The sequence below is a fragment of the Actinoplanes sp. NPDC023714 genome (assembly GCF_040639855.1).
Lineage (GTDB): Bacteria > Actinomycetota > Actinomycetes > Mycobacteriales > Micromonosporaceae > Actinoplanes.
The window spans coordinates 1-17,893 of the sequence record NZ_JBFAAR010000010.1 but is presented as its reverse complement, the minus strand read 5'-3'; the positions used below and the strand labels follow the sequence as shown (position 1 = coordinate 17,893).

The following is a 17,893-nucleotide window of genomic DNA, read 5'->3' as shown; positions in this document are numbered from 1 at the left end:
GAGCGCTCAGGACCAGGCCAGGCGGCGCCGCAGCAGCCTGCGCTCGGCCGGGTTGGTGGCGAGGCCGAGCGCTCGTGCGCCGGCGAGCCGTGCCCGGTCGTGGTCGCCGAGGTCGCGCAGCAGTTCGGCGCGGGTGGCGTGCAGAAGGTGGTAGTGCTCGAGGTCGGCGGCCAGGGCGTCGGTCTCGGCGAGCGCGGCGGCGGGCCCGGACAGGTAGCGCAGGGCGACGGCGCGGTGCAGGCGGGTCACCGGTGACGGTGCGAGGTGGAGCAGGATGTCGTAGAGGACGACGATCTGGGCCCAGTCGGTGTCCTCCCAGGAGGCGGCCTCGGCGTGGCAGGCGACGATGGCCGCCTGCAGCTGGAACGGGCCGGGGCGGCGCAGGGCGGCGGCGCGGGCGATCAGCCGGCCGGCGTCGGCGATGGCGGTGTGGTCCCACAGGGCACGGTTCTGCTGCTGCAGCCGCACGATCTCGTGGTCGCCGGTGAAGCGGGCGGCGGCGCGGGCCCGGTGCAGGCGGATCAAGGCGAGCAGCCCGGCCGGTTCCGGCTCGGCGGGCATGAGCTGGTGCAGCAGCGCGGCGAGGAATTCGGCGTCGTCGGTGAGGTCGTGGGCGGCGGCCGGCTGGTCGCCGGTGGGCAGGTAGCCCTCGTTGAACAGCAGGTAGATCACGGCGAGGACCTCGGTGAGGCGAGAGCCGAGCTCGTCCGGGCCGGGGATGCGATAGGGGATGCCGGCGTCGCGGATCTTGCGTTTCGCGCGGGTGATGCGCTGCCCCACGGTGCTCTCCGGGACGAGGAACGCCCGGGCGATCTGGGTGGTGGTGAGCCCGCAGACCACGCGCAGGGTGAGCGCGATCTGGGCGGCGCGGGGCAGGGCGGGGTGGCAGCACGTGAAGATCAGCCGGAGCCGGGCGTCGGGCTCCGGTTCGGCGGGCCAGGCCACCAGGGCGAGTCTGCGGCGGTGCCGGTGTTCGCGGCGCAGCCGGTCGAGGCCGCGGCGGCGGGCGACGGTGTAGAGCCAGGCGTCCGGCCGCTCGGGGATGCCGTCGGCCGGCCAGTGGGTGAGCGCTGCCTCGACGGCGTCGGCGACCAGATCCTCGGCGTCGGTGAAGTCCCCGACCAGCGGGATCAGCGCGGCGGCGAGCCGGCCCGCGTGGTCACGGACCACCCGGGCCAGCTCGTCGTGGGTGGGCGGGGTCATCCGGCGACCGGTCGGATCTCCACGATCGGGCAGGCCGGCCAGGATTTCGCCAGGCGCAGCGCTTCGTCGAGGTCGGCGACGTCGATCTCGGCGAACCCGCTGACGATCTCCTTGCCCTCGACGTACGGGCCGTCGGTGATCAGCGGCTCGGCGCCGTCGAGGCGTACGGTGGTGGCCGCGTCGGCGGGCAGCAGATGCACATGGTGGGTGATCTTGTCGGCGTTCTGGCCGAACCACTGCTGCACCCGGGCGTAGGCGCGTTCGCGTTCGGGTTCGTCCATGGCGGCCAGGCCGGCGGCGAACTGCTCGGTGTCGGCGAACATGAGCACGTACTTCACGATGGTCTCCCCTCAGGCGAACAGTGCGGCCATCCGCCGGTTCATCTCGTCCGGGCCGACGTCCTCGACGTGGGTGGCGACCGTCCAGGCGTGCCCGTACGGGTCGACGACGAAGGCGTCCCGGTCACCGTAGAACTGGTTCTCCGGAGCGCGCTTCACCTCGGCGCCGCGTTCGGCGGCCCGTGCCACTACGGCGTCGACATCCTCGACGTAGAGGAACTGGAAGACCGGCGTGCCGGGCAGGCCCCCCGCGGGCGGCGCGGCGGTGCCCCGCTGCGGATCGGCGTCCTCGACGATCACGACGGCGTCGCCGATCTCGATCTCGGCGTGCGCGACGGTCCCGCCCGGGCCGGGCAGCCGCATCCGCTCGGTCGCGCCGAACACCTCGGCGTAGAAGGCGAGCGCCTGTGCCGCGCCGTCGACGACCAGGCACGGTGTGACCCTGCGGTATCCGGCCGGAATGGACTGAGTCATGGGTGTGACCCCCTTCGGTGTCGGTGTCCTCAGCAAGTAAGACGACCGGCGTGCCGCCGGATCCGACACCCTCGCGGGGCGATGTCAGCCGCAACAGGAACAGGCCGGCGACGCGGCCGCCGCCGGGATCGCGCAGCAGGTGTCGCCGCGCCAGGCGTCGCGGCCCTCCTTCAGCGCGACGGCCGCGATGATCAGGGCGGCTGCCGGGTCGGCCCAGGACCAGCCGAGGAGGCTGTTGACCGCGAGGCCGGCGAGTACGACAGCGGACAGGTAGGTGCAGAGCAGCGTCTGCTTCGAGTCGGCGACCGCCGAGCGGGAGCCCAGCTCGCGGCCGGCCCGGCGCTGCGCCCACGACAGGCCCGGCATGACGGCGAGCGAGAGCGCGGCCAGCACCAGCCCGGCCGTGGAGTGCCCGGCCTCGGCGCCGCCGGCCAGGGCGCGCACCGACTCGACCGTCACGTACGCCGCCAGCGCGAAGAACGAGACGGCGATGACCCGCAGCGCGGTCTTTTCCCGGCGCTCCGGGTCGGTACCGGCGAACTGCCACGCCACGGCGGCCGCCGACGACACCTCGATCACCGAGTCGAGACCGAATCCGATCAGCGCGGTCGAGGACGCGGCGGCGCCCGCGGTGATCGCGACGACCGCCTCGATCACGTTGTAGGCGATGGTCGCGGCGACGAGCAGCCGCACCCGCCGCTCCAGGGTCGCGCGCCGCGGCACGGCGACGCCGGTCATCAGCAGCAGTCCTTCGCGGCCGCGTCGCCGCAGGCCTGCGGGTCGACGGCGAGCACCACGCCGAGCAGGTCGCCGAGCGCGTGCGCGAGCCGCGGGTCGGCGAGTTCGTAGCGCATCCGGCGGCCCTCCGGCACGGCCGCCACCAGCCCGCAGCCGCGCAGGCAGGCCAGGTGGTTGGAGAGGTTCTGCTTCGTGGTGCCGAGCAGCTCGGCCAGCCGGCCCGGATAGCCGGGGCCGTCCCGCAGCGCGAGCAGCAGCCGGGCCCGGGTCGGGTCGGACAGCGCGTGCCCGAAGCGCGCCAGCACCGAGCCGTGGGTGAGCGTCTCCATGCCCCGGACAGTACAGCGCAGGCTGTACTGTGCAAAGCCGCATCCGGGGTACGCCAGTCGATCAACTAGGTTGTAGCCCGCAAGGACGGCAACCGGAAGCCGGTGCGAAACCGGCGCGGTCGCGCCACTGTGACTCCCCGCTCGTCCGGGGAGAAGTCAGACCCGGTGCCGTCTCGTTCACCCGGCCCCAGGGACGCGACGCTCCCGGAGAGGTATCCGTGCTCTTCCCCGCCCGCCTGCGACTCGCCGCCGCCGCGGCGCCGGTGCTCCTGCTGCTCGGAGCGTGTTCCGGCCCGACCACGACCGGCCCGGGCGACGCCCTCGCGGTCGCGCTGCAGTTCCCGCCGCGCTCGGCGTACGCCTTCGACGCCGACGACGGCGCGCTGCTGATGACCCTCGGCGTGGCCGAGACCCTCACCGCTGTCGACGCCGACGCGCGGCCGGCGCCCTCGCTCGCGACCGCCTGGGAGCAGACCGAGGACCCGCGGACCTGGCGGTTCACCCTGCGCGAGGGCGTCACCTTCCACGACGGCACGCCGCTCACCGCCGACGCCGTGGTCACCGCGATCACCTACATCACCGGCGTCACGGCCCCGCCCCGCGCGATCGCCGGCATCGGCCTGACCGCGACCGCCGAAGAAGCGGCCCCCGAAAAAGCGCCCGCTGAAGAAGCGGCCCCCGAAAAAGCGCCCGCCGACAGAGCGAGCGCCGGAGAAGCGGTCCTGCTCACCACCGCGCAGCCCGACCCGGTGCTGCCGCTGCGGATGAGCAGCGGCAACCTCGGCATCCTCGCCCCGGCCGCCTACGCCGGCGGCAGGCAGCCCTCGGTGATCCGCACGGCCACCGGCCCGTACGTGCTGACCTCGGTGAACGGCGCCGACTCGGCGGTGCTGGAACGCAACCCGGCGTACTGGGGCACGAAGGCCGGCGCCGCCACGGTGACCGTGCGGTACGTGACCGACCCGCAGAGCCGGGCGCTGGCCCTCCAGTCCGGGGACGTGCAGTTCGCCGAGGGGCTGCCGCACGCCTCGGCGGCCGCGGTGCGGTCGGCCGGCGGCGAGGTGGTCTCCTACCCGGCCGCGCGGACCGTCGAACTGCTGCTCAACCAGTCCGCGAAGCCCTTCGGCGACCTCCGGGTCCGGCGGGCGGTGACCGCCGCGATCGACCGGAACGTGCTGGCCGCGCAGGTTCTGGAGGGCGCCGCCGTGCCGGCGTCCGACCTGTTCGGACCGGCGGTGCCGTGGGGTGCGGCGGCGGCGCCGCCCGCTGCGGACGCGGCCGCCGCGAAGCGCCTGCTGGCGGAGGCGGGTCACGGTCCGGACAACCGGTTGAGGGTACGTCTCCAGACGTTCCCGAACCGGCCCGAGATGCCGGTGCTCGCCACCGCGATCCAGTCGATGCTCGCCGACGCGGGCATCACCGTGGAGGTGACCGTCGGCGACTACGCCGCCCAGGAGCCGAAGCTGCTCGCCGGCGACTTCGACATGTTCCTCAACTCGCGCGGCTACCTCTCCGACTTCGCCGACGCGGCGAGCGTGCTGAGCTCGGACTACACCTGCACGGGCAGCTACAACATCGACCACTTCTGCTCGGCGCGGTTCGACGGCCTGGTCGCCGGCCTGGCCGCCACCGGGGACGTCGAGCAGCGGCAGAAGGGGTTCGCGAAGGCCGCCGCGATGCTCACCGAGGAGGCGGTCGGCGTCATGATCGTGCACCCGAACAACACGGTCGGCCTGCGCGGCGTCACCGGCTTCACCCCGGACCCGCTCGGCGTGCGACCGGTGCTGCCCCCGTTGAAGCCGGCCCAGCTCGCGCCGGCCGGGTGAGCATGCTGCGGCGGCTCCTGCTGCTGCCACCCCTGCTGCTCGCCGCGTCGGTCCTGGTGTTCGCGCTGCCGCGGCTCACCGGGGCGGACACGGTCCGCACGGTGCTGCGCGCCCGGACCGCGTCGGCGGTGCCCGACCCGGCGGCGGAGGCGCGGGTCGCCGCCGAGTTCGGCCTGGACGGCTCGTGGCCGGAGCAGTACCTGCGCTGGCTCGGCGCGGCCGCCCGCGGCGACCTCGGGTACTCGTTCGTCACCCGTACCCCGGTGGCCCCGCAACTGGGTGACGCGCTGCAGGTGTCCGCGCTGCTCGCCGCGCTCGCGCTGGTCCTCGCGGCGGCCCTCGGGATCCCGGCCGGGGTGTACGCGGCGCGGCGCCCCGGCGGATGGCTGGACCGGTTCGTCACCGGCGCGGGCGTGGCCGGCGTGTCGGTGCCGGAGTTCGTGCTCGCCCCGGTGCTCGTGCTGCTGTTCGCGGTGCACGCCGGTGCGCTGCCGGCGATCGGCTGGGGCAGCCCGTCGCACGTCGTGCTGCCGGTGCTGACCCTGGCCGTCTACCCGGCCGCGCTCGCCGGCCAGCTGGTGCGCGCCGAGACCATCGCGGTGCTGGGCAGCCCGCACGTGCGCACCGCCCGGGCGAAGGGCCTGACCCCGCACCGGGTGCTGTGGTGGCACGCGGCCCGGCTGTCCACCACGTCGGTGCTGGCGCTGTCCGGCATGTTCGTCTCCGGCCTGATCGGCGGCTCGGTCGTGGTCGAGGTGGTCTTCGGCATCCCCGGGCTGGGCCGGCTGCTCTACGACGCGGTGCTCGCGCAGGACCTGCCGGTCGTCCAGGCCGGTGTGCTCGCCGTCGTCGCGATCGCGCTGGTCGCCGGGGTGCTGTCGGAAGTGGCGCAACGGGCGCTGGATCCCGTACCCGAATGAAGGTCTTCGTCTTTGATCCTCTCGCCACCGACTTCTCGGCAGTGCTGCGGCCGCCGTCGCTCACGCACCTGCTCGGCACCGACCAGCTCGGCCGGGACGTCGCCGCGCGCCTGACCGCCGGCGGCGTGACCACCCTCGGCCTGACCGTCACCACCGTGCTGATCACCGCGCTCGCCGGGACCGTGATCGGGATGCTCGGCCACCGGCTCCTCATCCGGGTCGCCGATCTCCTCGCCGCCCTGCCCGCCGTCCTGATCGGCCTGGTCGCGGCCGCCGTGCTCGGACCCGGCCTGCCGTCCGTGCTGGTCGCGGTCTGCCTGACCGGCTGGACGCCGTTCGCCCGGCAGGCCCACCACCTGACCGTCCGCGAGTCCGGCCGCGACTACGTGACGGCGGCCCGCTCGCTCGGCGCCGGCCGGACCCGGGTGCTGGCCCGGCACATCCTGCCGAACGTCGCGGGCGCCCTGCTCGCGCACCTCTACCTGCGCTTCGCCGGCACCCTGCTCACCGTCTCCGGCCTGTCCTTCCTCGGCCTCGGCGTGCAACCGCCCACCCCGGAGTGGGGCGCCATGGTCGCGGACGGGCGCGCCTACCTGTTCACCGCGCCGCACCTGGTGCTGGCCCCGGCCGTGGCCGTCGTGCTGGTGGCCACGGCCGCGACGGTCGCGGGCCGCCGCCTCGAACGCCGGTGACGTGGTTCGGCGGCCAACTCCGGGATCGGCACGGCGGCCTGGCTGCGGCTTGTTCGCGCGGCGGCCGGAGGAAGTCACCGCGGGGCCGGCAACCCGGCGGATTCCGGCCGCGCCGCCCGCCGCCTTCAGCCTAGTTTCCTAGGACGCCAAACGGCCCGGAACCCGTTCGCTCCCGAGGGACACCGTTCCGGGCCTGTTCGGGCCGGGCCGGCGGCCGAACCAACTGTCGTCGAGAACACCGGCGAAGCCTGCGAGGAGAACCGATGACCGGAACGAACCCGATGCGCGGCCTTCTGGGCGACCGCCGGGTCAGCACGAAGATCATGGCGGCCGTCGGGATCGTCGCGGCGTTCGGCGTCGGTGACGGGCTCTTCGCCCTCGACAGCCTCGGCGCCACCAACGACCAGGTGAAGAGCGCCTACGTCATGAACGGCGAGCTGAACACCATCGGCAACCTGCGCAGCGCGGTCAACCGGGTCTGGCTCGGCGTCGACGACTACCAGCTCGCCACGACGGACGCCCAGCGCACCGCCGCGCGGGAGGCCATCACCACGGCGCAGAAGCAGGTCACCGAGTACGCGAAGACGTACCAGACGTTCTCGATCAGCAGCGTCGCCACCGAGTCGATCCGGTCGTTCCAGGACGACTGGACGCAGTACACCGGCACCGTCGAGTCGGACCTGATGCCGCTCGCCGACGCGGGCCGGACCGGCGCGCTCGCCGACCTGCGCGCCGGGGAGCTCGCCGAGCGCCAGACGGCGGTCCGGGCCGACCTGAGCACCCTCGCCGACGAGACGGTCAAGGCCGGCGTCGCGCAGGAGGCCGTCGCGCAGTCCCGCTACGACTCCACCCGCAACTGGGTGATCGGCCTGCTCACCGGGTGCACCGTGCTCGGGCTGCTGCTGGCCGCCGCGATCGCCCGCATGATCGTGCGCCCGCTGACCCGTACCGTCGACGCTCTCTCCCGGATCGCCGGCGGCGATCTGACCGCGCGGGTGCCGGTGGAGTCGGCCGACGAGGTGGGCCGGATGTCCGAGGCGCTGAACAGCACGGCCGAGTCGATGGCCGGCATGGTCGGCCGGATCAGCGAGAGCTCGTCCATGCTCGCCGCGGCGTCCGAGGAGATGTCGGCCGTGGCGGCACAGCTGTCCGCGTCGGCCGAGGAGACCGCCGTGCAGGTGGCCACCGTCTCCGACTCCGCCGGGGCGGTGTCGGAGGGCGTGCGTACCGTCTCGGCCGGCGCCGACGAGATGGGCGTCTCCATCCGCGAGATCTCCACGAACGCGAACGAGGCCGCGAGCGTGGCGGCCGAGGCGGCCCGCGCCGCGGCGAGCACGAACGCGAGTGTGGCGCGTCTCGGCGAGGCGTCCGCCCAGATCGGCACGGTGGTCGCGATGATCACCTCGATCGCCGAGCAGACCAACCTGCTGGCCCTGAACGCCACGATCGAGGCGGCCCGCGCCGGTGAGCAGGGCAAGGGCTTCGCCGTGGTCGCCTCCGAGGTGAAGGACCTGGCCCAGGAGACCGCCCGCGCCACCAACGAGATCACCGCGCAGGTGGCCGCCATCCAGGCCGAGAGCGGCGCCGCCGTGACCGCGATCCAGGAGATCGGCCAGGTCATCGAGACGATCAACGACTACACCACGACGATCGCCGCGGCGGTCGAGGAGCAGACGGCCACCACGGCCGAGATCTCCCGCAGCGTGGGCCAGGCAGCCGAGGGCTCCGAGGCCATCGCCGACACCATCGCGGGCGTGGCCGAGGCGTCCCGCCAGGTCACGAGCGGCGCCACCGAGACCCAGCAGACCGCCGCCGAGCTGGCCCGCACCGCCGCCGAGCTCCAGCAGACGGTCGCCGCGTACCGCGTCTGATCTTCCCCTCACCGGCCCGGCCAAGCCCCCGCTTGGCCGGGCCGTTCTGCGTCATGCTGGCGAAGTGCCCGGTTGGTTCTTCGTCTGGTGGCTCGTCGCCGTGGTGGCTCCGCTCACCTCGGCAAGCGACTCCCGTGGCTCGGCCGTCGGGGGTGGCCCCTCCTCGCCGGCCCGGCGATCGCGCTGCTCGGCGCCGCGGCCGCCCCGCTCACGGTGCAGCGGGCCGCCGAGTTCAGCGACTTCGTCGTGACCGCCCGCGTGGAGCCCGGCCCCGGTGGCGCCCGTTTCCCGGCGCCGGGCCGCTACCGGTTGATCGCCGTCGACCCGGCCCCGGCGCATCCCGAGTGCACGGCGTCCGGCCTGCCGCTGCACGAGATCCCGATCAAACCGACGACCCCGGGCGTGGACGGCACCGCCGGCACCACCCACATCGGCGACTTCGTGATCCCCGAGGCCGGCACCTACGAGATCACGTGCGCCGGCGAGGTCTTCGACCACCACGTCGCCGACGCGGGACACTTCCGCGGCGCGGCGGGCCGATTGATCTACCGACCCCGGCCGTTGATCATGTTGATCGGAGCGATTCCAGGACTGCTCGTGATCGCCGGACGGTGGAGACGGGGGAGCGCGTGAAGGTGTTGCTGGACGAGCCGCGGGTCTTCGTCACGTACGGGTCGGCCTCGCTCTACAGCGGCGAAGATCGATTCGGCGGCGACACCGGGAAGGCCTGGCGGGACCACTCGAACGGGCTCGCCGGCGCGGGCCGGAAAGGCCGGATGCACCTGACCGTCGGCACCCACACCGGCTGGGTCCCGTTCCGGGTCGAGCTGCACGACGCCGAGCCGGCGCTCGACGACAGCTGGGGCGAGATCGTCGAGGTGTCCTTCACCGCGGCGAGGAAGAAGGTCTACCTGCAAGGGCTCGACGGTGACCGGCACCGCCTGGAGCTGCCGCGCGACGACTACCGGGTCCGCTACCACGCCCGGAACTTCGACCGGGAGAAGGAGGACTCCTACCTTCTCCAGCTCTGGCCGGCCGCGCCGGAGCGGGGCCGGATCGTGAAGCAGACCAGCGAGGAGGCGGCGTACTGGCACCGCGCCCGCCGCCCGCTCACCGCCGCCGAACGGGCGGAGGACGAGCGGCAGGAGGCCGCCGAGCGGGAGCGGCAGGCCCGCGAGCGCTGGGGTGACCGGGAGCCGGGCGAGCGCCTCCGCAACGCCGAAGGACTCCACCTGCCGGCGATCTCGCGGCTCGACATCGACCTCGAGTTCGCCGTCGCCGGGCTCCCCGACGACGCGCACCGCCGGATCGCCTCCTGGGTGACGCTGCGCTGCCTGGAGCGGGCCGGTCTGATCGGCGTGCCGAAGCTCGCGCCGGCCGTGGCCGCGCTGCGCCGCGGCGAGCGGGTCCCGGTGCCGTTCGACGACTCGGGACATGTCTGGGCGGTCCTGCGTCACCTCGCCGTGCCGCGGACCGAGGTGCCGGCCCCGCCGGACGGCGAGTACGACCAGTCGCCGCAGGACTGGGCGGCCAGTGCGATCTTCCACTCGGCTCTGGACGACTCGCTCGCGGCCGTGCTCGAGGTGCTGGTCTGCATCGCCTACGTCCACGGGCAGCACGGTTACCGGGAGGCCTTCGCCGGAGTGCGCGCGGCGTTCCCCGAACTGTCGGCCGCCCTCTCCTGACCCTCGTTACACTCGGTGCAACGATGCACTTAGTATACCTACGTGGAGATGGATCGCCGGGCCGCGCTGAAGGCCCGCCATCACCGGGCCATCCTCGACGCGGCCAAGGAGCTGATCACCGAGGGTGAGGCGGCGCGGTTCAGCGTCGACCAGCTCGCCGAGCGCGCCGACGTCTCGCGGCGCACGATCTTCAACCACTTCAGCTCGATCGACGACGTCGTGACGAGCGTGTGCAGCGAGGTGCTCGGCGTCGTCATCGAGCAGTTCCGGGACGTGGTGACGACCGACCCGGCCGGCCCGGGTACCCGCGAGGCAGCCTTCGCCACGCTGACCGAGGCGCTGCGTGCTACCGACGTACCCGGGCTCATCGCTTTTCTCTGGCGGGCGCTGGGCGGATTCGACAAAGGGGACCCGCGCCCCCGGCAGATATTCCAGGCGACGTTCTCGCGCACGTCCACGGAATTGGCACGGGAGTTGGCCGTACGGAATGCAGGTCTTGATCCTCTCGAAGCTGAACTCCTGGTCAGCTCGCTCATGCACGGCACCGAGGTGATCGCGGAGCACTGGCTCGCGCTAACCGGGGCGGCCACCGACGAGCCCGCCCGGGAATTGTGGCGCGGATTGCTCGACAGGCTCATCTCCAGCGTTCGACAAGGCTACTGACAAAGGGTGGAAATGGCTGAGTTGCTGTACCGCGTGGGGCGTTTCGCCGCCCGGCGCGCCTGGATGGTCCTGATCACCTGGATGGTGATCCTGGGGCTCTCCGTCGCCGCCTATTTCGCATTCGGCGGCACGCTCTCGTCGCAGGTGACGATCCCGGGCACCGCGACCGCGAAGGTCACCGACCAGCTCGCCGAGCGGTTCCCGAGCGCGAGCGGCGGCAGCGGGACGATCGTGTTCCACACCGCGGACGGCGCGAAGTTCACCGAGGAGCAGCAGGCGGCGGTGGGCGCGCTGCTGAAGAGCACCGGTGAGCGGGACGGGGTGGCGGCGACGACCGACCCGTTCGTGACCCAGGCGCAGCTCACGAAGCAGGCCGAGGAGGTGGCGGGCGGCCGGGCGCAGATCGAGGCGGCCCGGGAGCAGCTCGGCGGCAACCTGCCCGAGGATCTGCAGGCCCAGGCCGCCCAGTTGGAGATCGCGCAGAAGCTTCTGGACATGTCCGGAAAAATCCGGATGGTCTCCGAGGACGGCACCACCGCGGTCGCCTCGATCGTCTTCGACGAGGCGCAGATGGACGTCACGCCGGAGACCAAGGAGGGCGTGGTCGATCACGTCACCGAGGGCGTGCCGGCCGGCGTCGAGGCGGACTTCTCCAACGAGATCACGCAGAGTGTTCCCCAGGTGCTCGGCGTCGGTGAGGTGGCCGGCCTCGTCGTCGCGGCGATCACCCTGCTCGTCATGCTCGGCTCGATCATCGCGGCCGCCCTGCCGATCCTGACCGCCCTGGTCGGCGTCGGTGTCGGCGTGACGGCTTCGCTGGCGCTCTCGGGCGCCGTGGACATGCTGTCGATCACCCCGGTGCTCGGCGTCATGCTCGGCCTCGCGGTCGGCATCGACTACTGTCTGTTCATCCTGAACCGGCACCGCCGCCAGCTCCTCGACGGCGTCGACCTCCACGAGTCGATCGCCCTTGCCAACGGCACGTCGGGCAACGCGGTCGTCTTCGCCGGATCCACGGTTCTGGTGGCGCTGCTGGCCCTCAATGTCACCGGCATCGGATTTCTGGGGCTCATGGGTACGGTCGGAGCCATCTGCGTGGCGGTCGCCGTGGTCATCGCCGTCTCGCTGACACCCGCCCTGCTCGCGCTGCTCGGCCACCGCATCCTGCCGCGTAGGGCGAAGAAGGCCGGCGCCCTTCCCGCCACGCCGATGACCACCGGCCGCGCTATCATCACCGCGGTCGCCGGCCTGGCCGTCCTGATCGTGCTCGCCATCCCGGCGCTGTCGATGCGGCTCGGCCTGCCGGACGGCTCCTCGGAGGCCGAGGACTCCACGCAGTACCAGGCCTACACGCTGATCGAGCAGAAGTTCGGCGCCGGCGTCAACGGTCCGCTGCTGGTGGTGGCCTCGTTGCCGGACGCCGTCGACAGCCCGGAGCCCGAGCAGGCTCGCATCGGGGAGGCCATCCTCGCGGTGGACAACGTGACGGCCGTCGCGCCGATCGGGCAGTCCAGCGACAAGCAGCTGCTCGCGTTCCAGGTGATCCCGGCCGAGGGTCCGAACAGCGAGACCACCGAGCAGCTGGTCCGCGACCTGCGGGCCCTGTCGGTGCCGGACGCCACCCTGGGCGTGGCCGGCAGCGCCAGCGGCAACATCGACATCTCGGAGCAGCTCTCCGACGTACTCCCGCTCTACCTGGGCGTCGTCATCGGCCTGTCGCTGCTCATCCTCATCCTGGTGTTCCGCTCGATCCTGGTGCCGCTCACCGCGACGCTCGGCTTCGTCCTGTCGCTGTTCGCCACGTTCGGCGGCATCACGGCGATCTTCCAGTGGGGCTGGCTCGGCGGGCTCTTCGGCGTGCACGACCCGGGCCCGGTGCTGAGCTTCCTGCCGACCATCCTGATCGGCATCCTGTTCGGCCTGGCCATGGACTACCAGCTGTTCCTGGTCTCCGGCATGCGCGAGGCGTACGCCCACGGCGCCCCGGCCCGGCTCGCCGTCCGGCAGGGCCTGCACGCCGGCCGCACCGTCGTGACCGCCGCGGCGATCATCATGATCTCGGTGTTCGGCGGCTTCATCTTCAGCCACACCACGATGATCCGGTCGCTCGGCTTCGGCCTGGCGTTCGGCGTGCTCGCCGACGCGTTCCTGGTCCGGATGCTGCTGATCCCGGCCGTCATGCACCTGCTCGGCAGGTCGGCGTGGTGGATTCCGCGCTGGCTGGACCGAATCCTGCCGAACGTGGACGTGGAGGGGGCGGCGCTGGAGCGCAGCCACCCGGTTCCCCGCCCCCAGCAGGAGACCGTCTCCGTCAGCTGAGGTCTGCTCGACAGCCCGGGTCGTCATGCGAGGCATCGCACCACGACGGCGACCCGGGCCTCGGCGTCCTTTCCCTACCTTCCCCCCGCCGCCGGTCAGCTGAGCCGGTAGAACGTCGAGCTGCTCGTCGCGCCGCCGTCCGTTGCGAACGTGACCGTCAGGGTGCCGGCCGACTCCGGCATGGCCGGGGTGAAGACCCACTCGCAGTAGAGCGCGGCCTCGCCCGCATGGCCCCCGCTGCTCCTGCCGATCAGCGTGAACCGCGTGCCCGCGTCGTCACCGATCCCCACCGTCATCGATTGCGCCAGGCGCTCGGCGAGCGGCTCCGGAGGCGGGTCCTCCCCGCCGGCCTGACGATGCCGGTCACGCTCTGCTCCTTCCTAATGAACATGAAAACCGTTAGCGTCTAGGCGTGCCGTCCACACGGGACGGCACGTCCGTGAAGGAGTATCCGTGCATAAGTCTCTTGCCGTGGTGGTCATCGCCGTGGCTCTGGCCGGGCCGGCCGTCCCGGCTCAGGCCCACACCACCGCGCCCGTCGTGATCGGTGCCGGTCACGTCGACGTCGTCGACGTCGAGTACGAGGACGGCGCCCTCGAACTCGGCCTGCACGACGAGAGCGTCGAACCCGGCGTCGAGCGCGAACCCTCCGACGTCGTCCTGCTCGTGAAGCGGCAGGCGCAGACCACCGTTCCGGCCGACCCGGCGTTCGCATTCCTCGGCGCGGCCGGCGCGAAGATCTGGGTGCTCCCGGAGATCCAGGACGACGAGCTGCTCTGGCCGGGGCTCTCCACCGAGGAACTCGAGGCCGGCGTCTTCGCCGCCGACACGGTCGCGCTGAAGGTCCGCGGCGTGACCGGCCCGGGCCGGGTCGCCGTCTGGACCGAGGACGCCGTCGGCACGCCGCACGTGCTCGCGAACAGCGGCGACGGGCTGCCGGACGTCGTACCGCTGACGGCGGGGGAGCACCGGCACACCAGCTGGGCGTTCCAGAGGGCCGGCCTCTACCGGATCACCTTCGCGGCGACGGCGACCCTGGCCGGCACCGGAACCGTGGTCTCGTCGGCGCCCGCCACGTACACCTTCGTGGTTCAACCGTGAACCGGCGCGCCCTGACCGCACTGCTCGCGGCCGTCCTCGTCGGTGGTCTCGCCGCGCCCGCCCAGGCCGCGCCGATCACGCTGACCAGCGGCCACGCCGACATCCTCGACGTCGACTACGCCGCCGGCGCACTGTCCCTCGACGTCCTCGACGGCACCGGCCCGGCCGACGTGGAACGGGCACCCGCCGACGTCGTGTTCCAGGTGCCCGCCGCCGCGAAGATCACGGTCCCGGCCGGCTCCGCCTGGTCCTTCCTGGGTCCGTCGGGCGGCACCGCTTGGGTTCTGCCCCAGTCGGGTACGCCGGGCCTGCTCTACGCCGGATGGAACACCCTCGGCGTGCCGGCCGGAGCACTCCAGCTCAACACCGTGACGTTCCGCCTGATCGGGGTGAGCGGCCCCGGCGACTTCAGCGTCTACACGGTGGCCGCCGGCACACCGACGAGGCAGTTCGACAGCAGCGACGGCCTGCCCGACGCCCGGACGGTGGCGCGCAACAGCCACGCCCACGCCAACTGGGCCTTCACGAAGGCAGGCACCTACACGGTCACTTTCGAGGCGACCGCCATCCTGGCCGCGACCGGAGCGACGGTCACCTCGGGAGCGAAGACCTACACCTTCACCGTTCTTCCGTAGCCGTCGTCAGCTCGGGACCGCTCCACGCCAATTGGAGCGGTCCCGAGATCGCCATTATCGCCACCGACGCCGAGGTCGCGCCCGCCCGCGCCGAGGCGGACCGACCCAGCGGGGAGAGAGGGCTGGCGGCTCGCCGAGCCGGTGACCTGACCGTGATCAGCTTCGCTCGCTGGGAAGCGCCTGCTTGACCAGATCGCCCCGGCACCGATAGCACGCCCCCAGGACCGGTGCCTCAGTTCCTCATGGTCATCGTCGGGTGGCGCGTCGGTTCGCGTGGTCGGCCGAGGCAGGTAGGGACGCCTCGAGCCAGCCGAGGATGCGGTCGTAGATCGCGTCGTCACGGCCTCCGGCGTGATGTCCGCCGGCACGGTCGTCGATCATGTCGATCGCGCAGGACTCCAGGTAGAGCCGCAGCGATCGGCGATGCACTGTGCCCTGTTCGGCCAGTTCGACCTTGCCAGGGGCGCACGGCCATGGCTCACCGCAAGCAGTGCAGTTCCACGTCGGCCGGTCGGGCTGATGTGATGTCCTCGGGACGAGCATCAATGGCCGCCGTTTGCGCGGCGCCGCTGAGCCGGGGTGAGTGCTCCGGCTCGCCCGACCTGGTTGTAGGACTGCGTCGGCAGTGCCGCCCAGCTCGGCGCGCTCGGAGTTCGTGGCGGGGTGGTCGCGGTGGGAAGGTCGGTGGTGGTCGTTGCGCCGCACTGCGGGCACCACCGGCTCTTGACCTTGAAGCTGATCAGACCCGCAAGGAAACCCGCCAGGAGCGCGCTCGTCGCCGCTATCGCCACCACTGGGATTCACCTCCGCAAACGCGGCGGTTCGTGGTCGTCACCATGTCCTGCCTTCCGTGATGTCGGGGGCACCCCGACCTGCGACGTACTGCCGGGTGTTGCGGTCACAGCGTGGCGGTCCGTTGACCCGGAAATGAAGGCGACAGGCGTCAGCCGCTGTCAGCCGACGCGGCAGGTGTCGGAGTACAACCCGGAAGGCGTACGGCTACTGTGCGCTGATGAGCGTGGAGCCGAAACGGGCCAGTGAGTGGACCATCCATGGGGAACGGGTTGTCGATGACACCCGCCGGGCGGTGCTGAGCATCGCGGACGTGGAGCTACCCGACGGCGTCCGCTTCGAGCAGTACGTGCTGCGTATCCCGGCCGCCGCGATGGTCATCGTGCTCGACGACGACGAACGCGTGTTGATGATGTGGCGGCACCGTTTCATCGTGGACCGGTGGGTCTGGGAACTGCCCGGCGGCTACCTCGACCCTGCCGAGGATTCCATGACCTGCGCGGCCCGCGAGGTCGAGGAAGAGACCGGCTGGCGGCCACGGAGCATCGAGAAGCTGATCAGCTTCCAGCCGATGGTCGGCACCATCGACCAGGAGAACATCGTCTACCTCGCTCGCGGCGCCGACTTCACCGGCGCGGCCCCGGACATCAACGAAGCCGAACGCCTCGGCTGGATCCCGCTCGACGAGATCCAGCAGCACATCGACAACGGCACCATCGTCGGTGCCGGCTCGGTCTCCGGGCTGCTCGCCCTGCTGCTGCGGAAGGCGACCGGAAAACTCTAGGCGCTGGACAGGACCGGCCGGGCCCGCTCGGCGAAGTCCCGCACCGCAGGGAGTCCGACATGCTTGGAGAGGCGATCGGCGAGGTCGGTCAGATAGTCGCGGGCGCGGGACGAGGACAGCCCCTCCGCGGCCTCGACCGCATCGACACCGACACGAGCTGCTTCCTCCGGCTCGCCGTTCTGCGCATGCGCTACGGCGAGCAGAACGAGATTGAACTGCCGTCCCCGCGCATACTGCTGGCCGTCCATGTCCAGCGACCGGGTGGCGAACCGCGTAGCGAGATCGCCCCGCCCGAGTGTGGTGAAGCAGTGACCGAACTTCGCCGCCAGGTAGGACTCGTCGAAGTAGCCGATCCACTGCGGCTCGCTGGTCCGGTCAGCCTTGTCGAAGATCGCTTCGGCCCTGTTCAGCGCTGACGCGCAGGCTTTCTCGTCGCCGCCGACGGCATGGCCGTGGGCTTCGAGGACGGCTGATTCCGCCTCGATGGCGGCGATGCCCGCCTCGGCTGCTGCGCGGCTGGCGGCCTTTGCCAGGTCGACCGCCTCGGCGGACGCGCGGAGGAACGCGGCCTGATGGCTCATCGCCGCCAGGATCTCCGCCCCCAGCGCCCGATCACCGGCGCCGGCCGCAAGGCGCAGAGCCTGGATGAGGTACCGCTGGGCGAATCCGTGCATCCCGGCGTCGTAGGAAGCCCAACCTGCCAACCGGGTCGCCTCGGCAACCGCCGACAGCAACTGGCGGCCGGTAGCCGCGTCGTAGCGGCCGTTGATCAATTCGGTGACGTCAGCGTTGAGGAACCGGACGAGGCTGTCGCGGATGTGGCCGCCACCGAACTGGTTGTCCAGCGTCCGGTAAGTGGAGGTCATCCGGCGTACGGTCTCGACATCGGGGGCTCCGATCAGCCGCTCACCGTTGCCGGCCGGGCGCTCGTCGAGCGACGACATCAGCCATCGCATCGCCGCGGGCAGGAAGGCCGTCGCGCTGAAGCCCACCTGCCGAAGAAGGTTCCGCCGCTGCATATCGCCTCGCCAAAGATCAACAGCGACATCTAAGCCGTGCCGCCAGTCCGGCGCGAACTCTAGCCCGGACGGCATGGCCACCACCGCTTGTTCGACCGCGCCGGGCCGGGCATCGGTGTCGGCTGACACCTCGGACACCATGGCGGACAACTGCCCGCTCGCTTCGAGCGCCTGATCCAGCAGAACCGCCACCGAAAGGCTCGGCCGTTTGGTCCCCGATTCGAGATCCCACAGGTGGCCGTGCGAACAATGGACCATCCCGCCGAGCCTGCGCAGCGACAATCCATGCTGCTCACGAAGCTCCTTGAGCTTGCGGCCGAAGCCGGGATCGGCAACAACAGTCCGCCGCGGCATTGGCCACCCCCAACGACTAGCAGAACGCCTCGGAACTGGGCATCACCGGAAACCATAGAGCGCATCTGACGGATCATCACGGATGACTGTGGTCGATCGTTGGCGTGTTGTGGCTGGTGATCTGACTGATCAGGACTGGGAGCGGCTGGA

19 protein-coding genes and 1 riboswitch are annotated in these 17,893 nt (G+C 71.9%); of the genes, 11 read left to right on the top strand and 8 right to left on the bottom strand.

The genetic code is table 11. From position 1 onward, the window contains the following. Positions 1 to 6 precede the first annotated feature (6 nt). The 5 genes from AB0G10_RS33655 to AB0G10_RS33635 form a co-directional block, all read right to left on the bottom strand. The gene (locus AB0G10_RS33655) at positions 7 to 1,203 is read right to left on the bottom strand and encodes a sigma-70 family RNA polymerase sigma factor (RefSeq protein ID WP_360931048.1); all 1,197 of its coding nucleotides are present in this window, start codon (positions 1,201 to 1,203) and stop codon (positions 7 to 9) included. After that, the gene (locus tag AB0G10_RS33650) at positions 1,200 to 1,541 is read right to left on the bottom strand and encodes a YciI family protein (protein WP_360931045.1); all 342 of its coding nucleotides are present in this window, start codon (positions 1,539 to 1,541) and stop codon (positions 1,200 to 1,202) included. The genes AB0G10_RS33655 and AB0G10_RS33650 overlap by 4 nt, the downstream gene beginning before the upstream one ends. Before the next feature lie 12 nt (positions 1,542 to 1,553). Beyond that, positions 1,554 to 2,015: a VOC family protein gene (locus AB0G10_RS33645; protein WP_360931042.1), complete on the bottom strand. Its 462-nt coding sequence runs from the start codon at positions 2,013 to 2,015 to the stop codon at positions 1,554 to 1,556. An 84-nt stretch (positions 2,016 to 2,099) separates the two neighbouring features. Then, complete coding sequence (locus tag AB0G10_RS33640; RefSeq protein ID WP_360931039.1) at positions 2,100 to 2,753, bottom strand: cation transporter; 654 nt, start codon at positions 2,751 to 2,753, stop codon at positions 2,100 to 2,102. After that, entirely contained in the window at positions 2,753 to 3,082 is a 330-nt protein-coding gene (locus tag AB0G10_RS33635) for a metalloregulator ArsR/SmtB family transcription factor (protein WP_360931036.1), read from the bottom strand. The genes AB0G10_RS33640 and AB0G10_RS33635 overlap by 1 nt, the downstream gene beginning before the upstream one ends. Positions 3,083 to 3,176: 94 nt before the next feature. Then, positions 3,177 to 3,244, top strand: a riboswitch (cobalamin riboswitch). 56 nt (positions 3,245 to 3,300) lie between these two features. Between AB0G10_RS33635 and AB0G10_RS33630 the strand changes: the two genes are divergently transcribed. The 8 genes from AB0G10_RS33630 (at position 3,301) to AB0G10_RS33595 (ending at position 13,058) form a co-directional block, all read left to right on the top strand. Next, positions 3,301 to 4,908 carry an ABC transporter substrate-binding protein gene (locus AB0G10_RS33630; RefSeq protein WP_360931033.1) on the top strand — a complete coding sequence of 536 codons (1,608 nt, stop codon included), beginning with the start codon at positions 3,301 to 3,303 and terminating at the stop codon, positions 4,906 to 4,908. Between the two features lie 2 nt (positions 4,909 to 4,910). Beyond that, the gene (locus AB0G10_RS33625; protein WP_360931030.1) at positions 4,911 to 5,828 is read left to right on the top strand and encodes an ABC transporter permease; all 918 of its coding nucleotides are present in this window, start codon (positions 4,911 to 4,913) and stop codon (positions 5,826 to 5,828) included. Next, entirely contained in the window at positions 5,825 to 6,520 is a 696-nt protein-coding gene (locus AB0G10_RS33620) for an ABC transporter permease (RefSeq protein WP_360931027.1), read from the top strand. The genes AB0G10_RS33625 and AB0G10_RS33620 overlap by 4 nt, the downstream gene beginning before the upstream one ends. Positions 6,521 to 6,783: 263 nt before the next feature. After that, a complete protein-coding gene (locus AB0G10_RS33615) occupies positions 6,784 to 8,391 on the top strand; it encodes a methyl-accepting chemotaxis protein (protein WP_360931024.1) in 1,608 nt (535 codons plus the stop codon). Between the two features lie 72 nt (positions 8,392 to 8,463). Beyond that, positions 8,464 to 9,024, top strand: coding sequence for a hypothetical protein (locus tag AB0G10_RS33610; RefSeq protein WP_360931021.1), 561 nt, complete (start codon positions 8,464 to 8,466; stop codon positions 9,022 to 9,024). After that, positions 9,021 to 10,076 carry a hypothetical protein gene (locus tag AB0G10_RS33605; protein WP_360931017.1) on the top strand — a complete coding sequence of 352 codons (1,056 nt, stop codon included), beginning with the start codon at positions 9,021 to 9,023 and terminating at the stop codon, positions 10,074 to 10,076. Before AB0G10_RS33610 ends, AB0G10_RS33605 begins: the two co-directional genes overlap by 4 nt. A 48-nt stretch (positions 10,077 to 10,124) precedes the next feature. After that, positions 10,125 to 10,739: a TetR/AcrR family transcriptional regulator gene (locus AB0G10_RS33600; protein ID WP_360931911.1), complete on the top strand. Its 615-nt coding sequence runs from the start codon at positions 10,125 to 10,127 to the stop codon at positions 10,737 to 10,739. Between the two features lie 12 nt (positions 10,740 to 10,751). Beyond that, positions 10,752 to 13,058 carry an MMPL family transporter gene (locus AB0G10_RS33595; RefSeq protein ID WP_360931014.1) on the top strand — a complete coding sequence of 769 codons (2,307 nt, stop codon included), beginning with the start codon at positions 10,752 to 10,754 and terminating at the stop codon, positions 13,056 to 13,058. 95 nt (positions 13,059 to 13,153) lie between these two features. On the opposite strand, the gene AB0G10_RS33590 is transcribed toward AB0G10_RS33595, so the two are convergent. Beyond that, the gene (locus AB0G10_RS33590) at positions 13,154 to 13,354 is read right to left on the bottom strand and encodes a hypothetical protein (protein ID WP_360931011.1); all 201 of its coding nucleotides are present in this window, start codon (positions 13,352 to 13,354) and stop codon (positions 13,154 to 13,156) included. A gap of 157 nt (positions 13,355 to 13,511) precedes the next feature. On the opposite strand from AB0G10_RS33590, the gene AB0G10_RS33585 reads away from it, so the two are divergent. Together AB0G10_RS33585 and AB0G10_RS33580 are read left to right on the top strand one after the other, a co-directional pair. After that, positions 13,512 to 14,159: a choice-of-anchor M domain-containing protein gene (locus AB0G10_RS33585; RefSeq protein WP_360931008.1), complete on the top strand. Its 648-nt coding sequence runs from the start codon at positions 13,512 to 13,514 to the stop codon at positions 14,157 to 14,159. Then, positions 14,156 to 14,794, top strand: a complete 639-nt coding sequence (locus AB0G10_RS33580; protein ID WP_360931005.1) for a choice-of-anchor M domain-containing protein — start codon at positions 14,156 to 14,158, stop codon at positions 14,792 to 14,794. The genes AB0G10_RS33585 and AB0G10_RS33580 overlap by 4 nt, the downstream gene beginning before the upstream one ends. Before the next feature lie 246 nt (positions 14,795 to 15,040). On the opposite strand, the gene AB0G10_RS33575 is transcribed toward AB0G10_RS33580, so the two are convergent. Then, positions 15,041 to 15,223: a hypothetical protein gene (locus tag AB0G10_RS33575; protein ID WP_360931002.1), complete on the bottom strand. Its 183-nt coding sequence runs from the start codon at positions 15,221 to 15,223 to the stop codon at positions 15,041 to 15,043. A 583-nt stretch (positions 15,224 to 15,806) separates the two neighbouring features. On the opposite strand from AB0G10_RS33575, the gene AB0G10_RS33570 reads away from it, so the two are divergent. Further along, positions 15,807 to 16,370, top strand: coding sequence for an NUDIX hydrolase (locus AB0G10_RS33570; protein ID WP_203740143.1), 564 nt, complete (start codon positions 15,807 to 15,809; stop codon positions 16,368 to 16,370). Here the strand turns inward: AB0G10_RS33570 and AB0G10_RS33565 are convergent. Then, on the bottom strand, positions 16,367 to 17,743 hold the full coding sequence (locus AB0G10_RS33565) for a helix-turn-helix transcriptional regulator (protein ID WP_360930998.1): 1,377 nt from the start codon (positions 17,741 to 17,743) through the stop codon (positions 16,367 to 16,369). The genes AB0G10_RS33570 and AB0G10_RS33565 overlap by 4 nt on opposite strands. Positions 17,744 to 17,893: the final 150 nt, after the last annotated feature.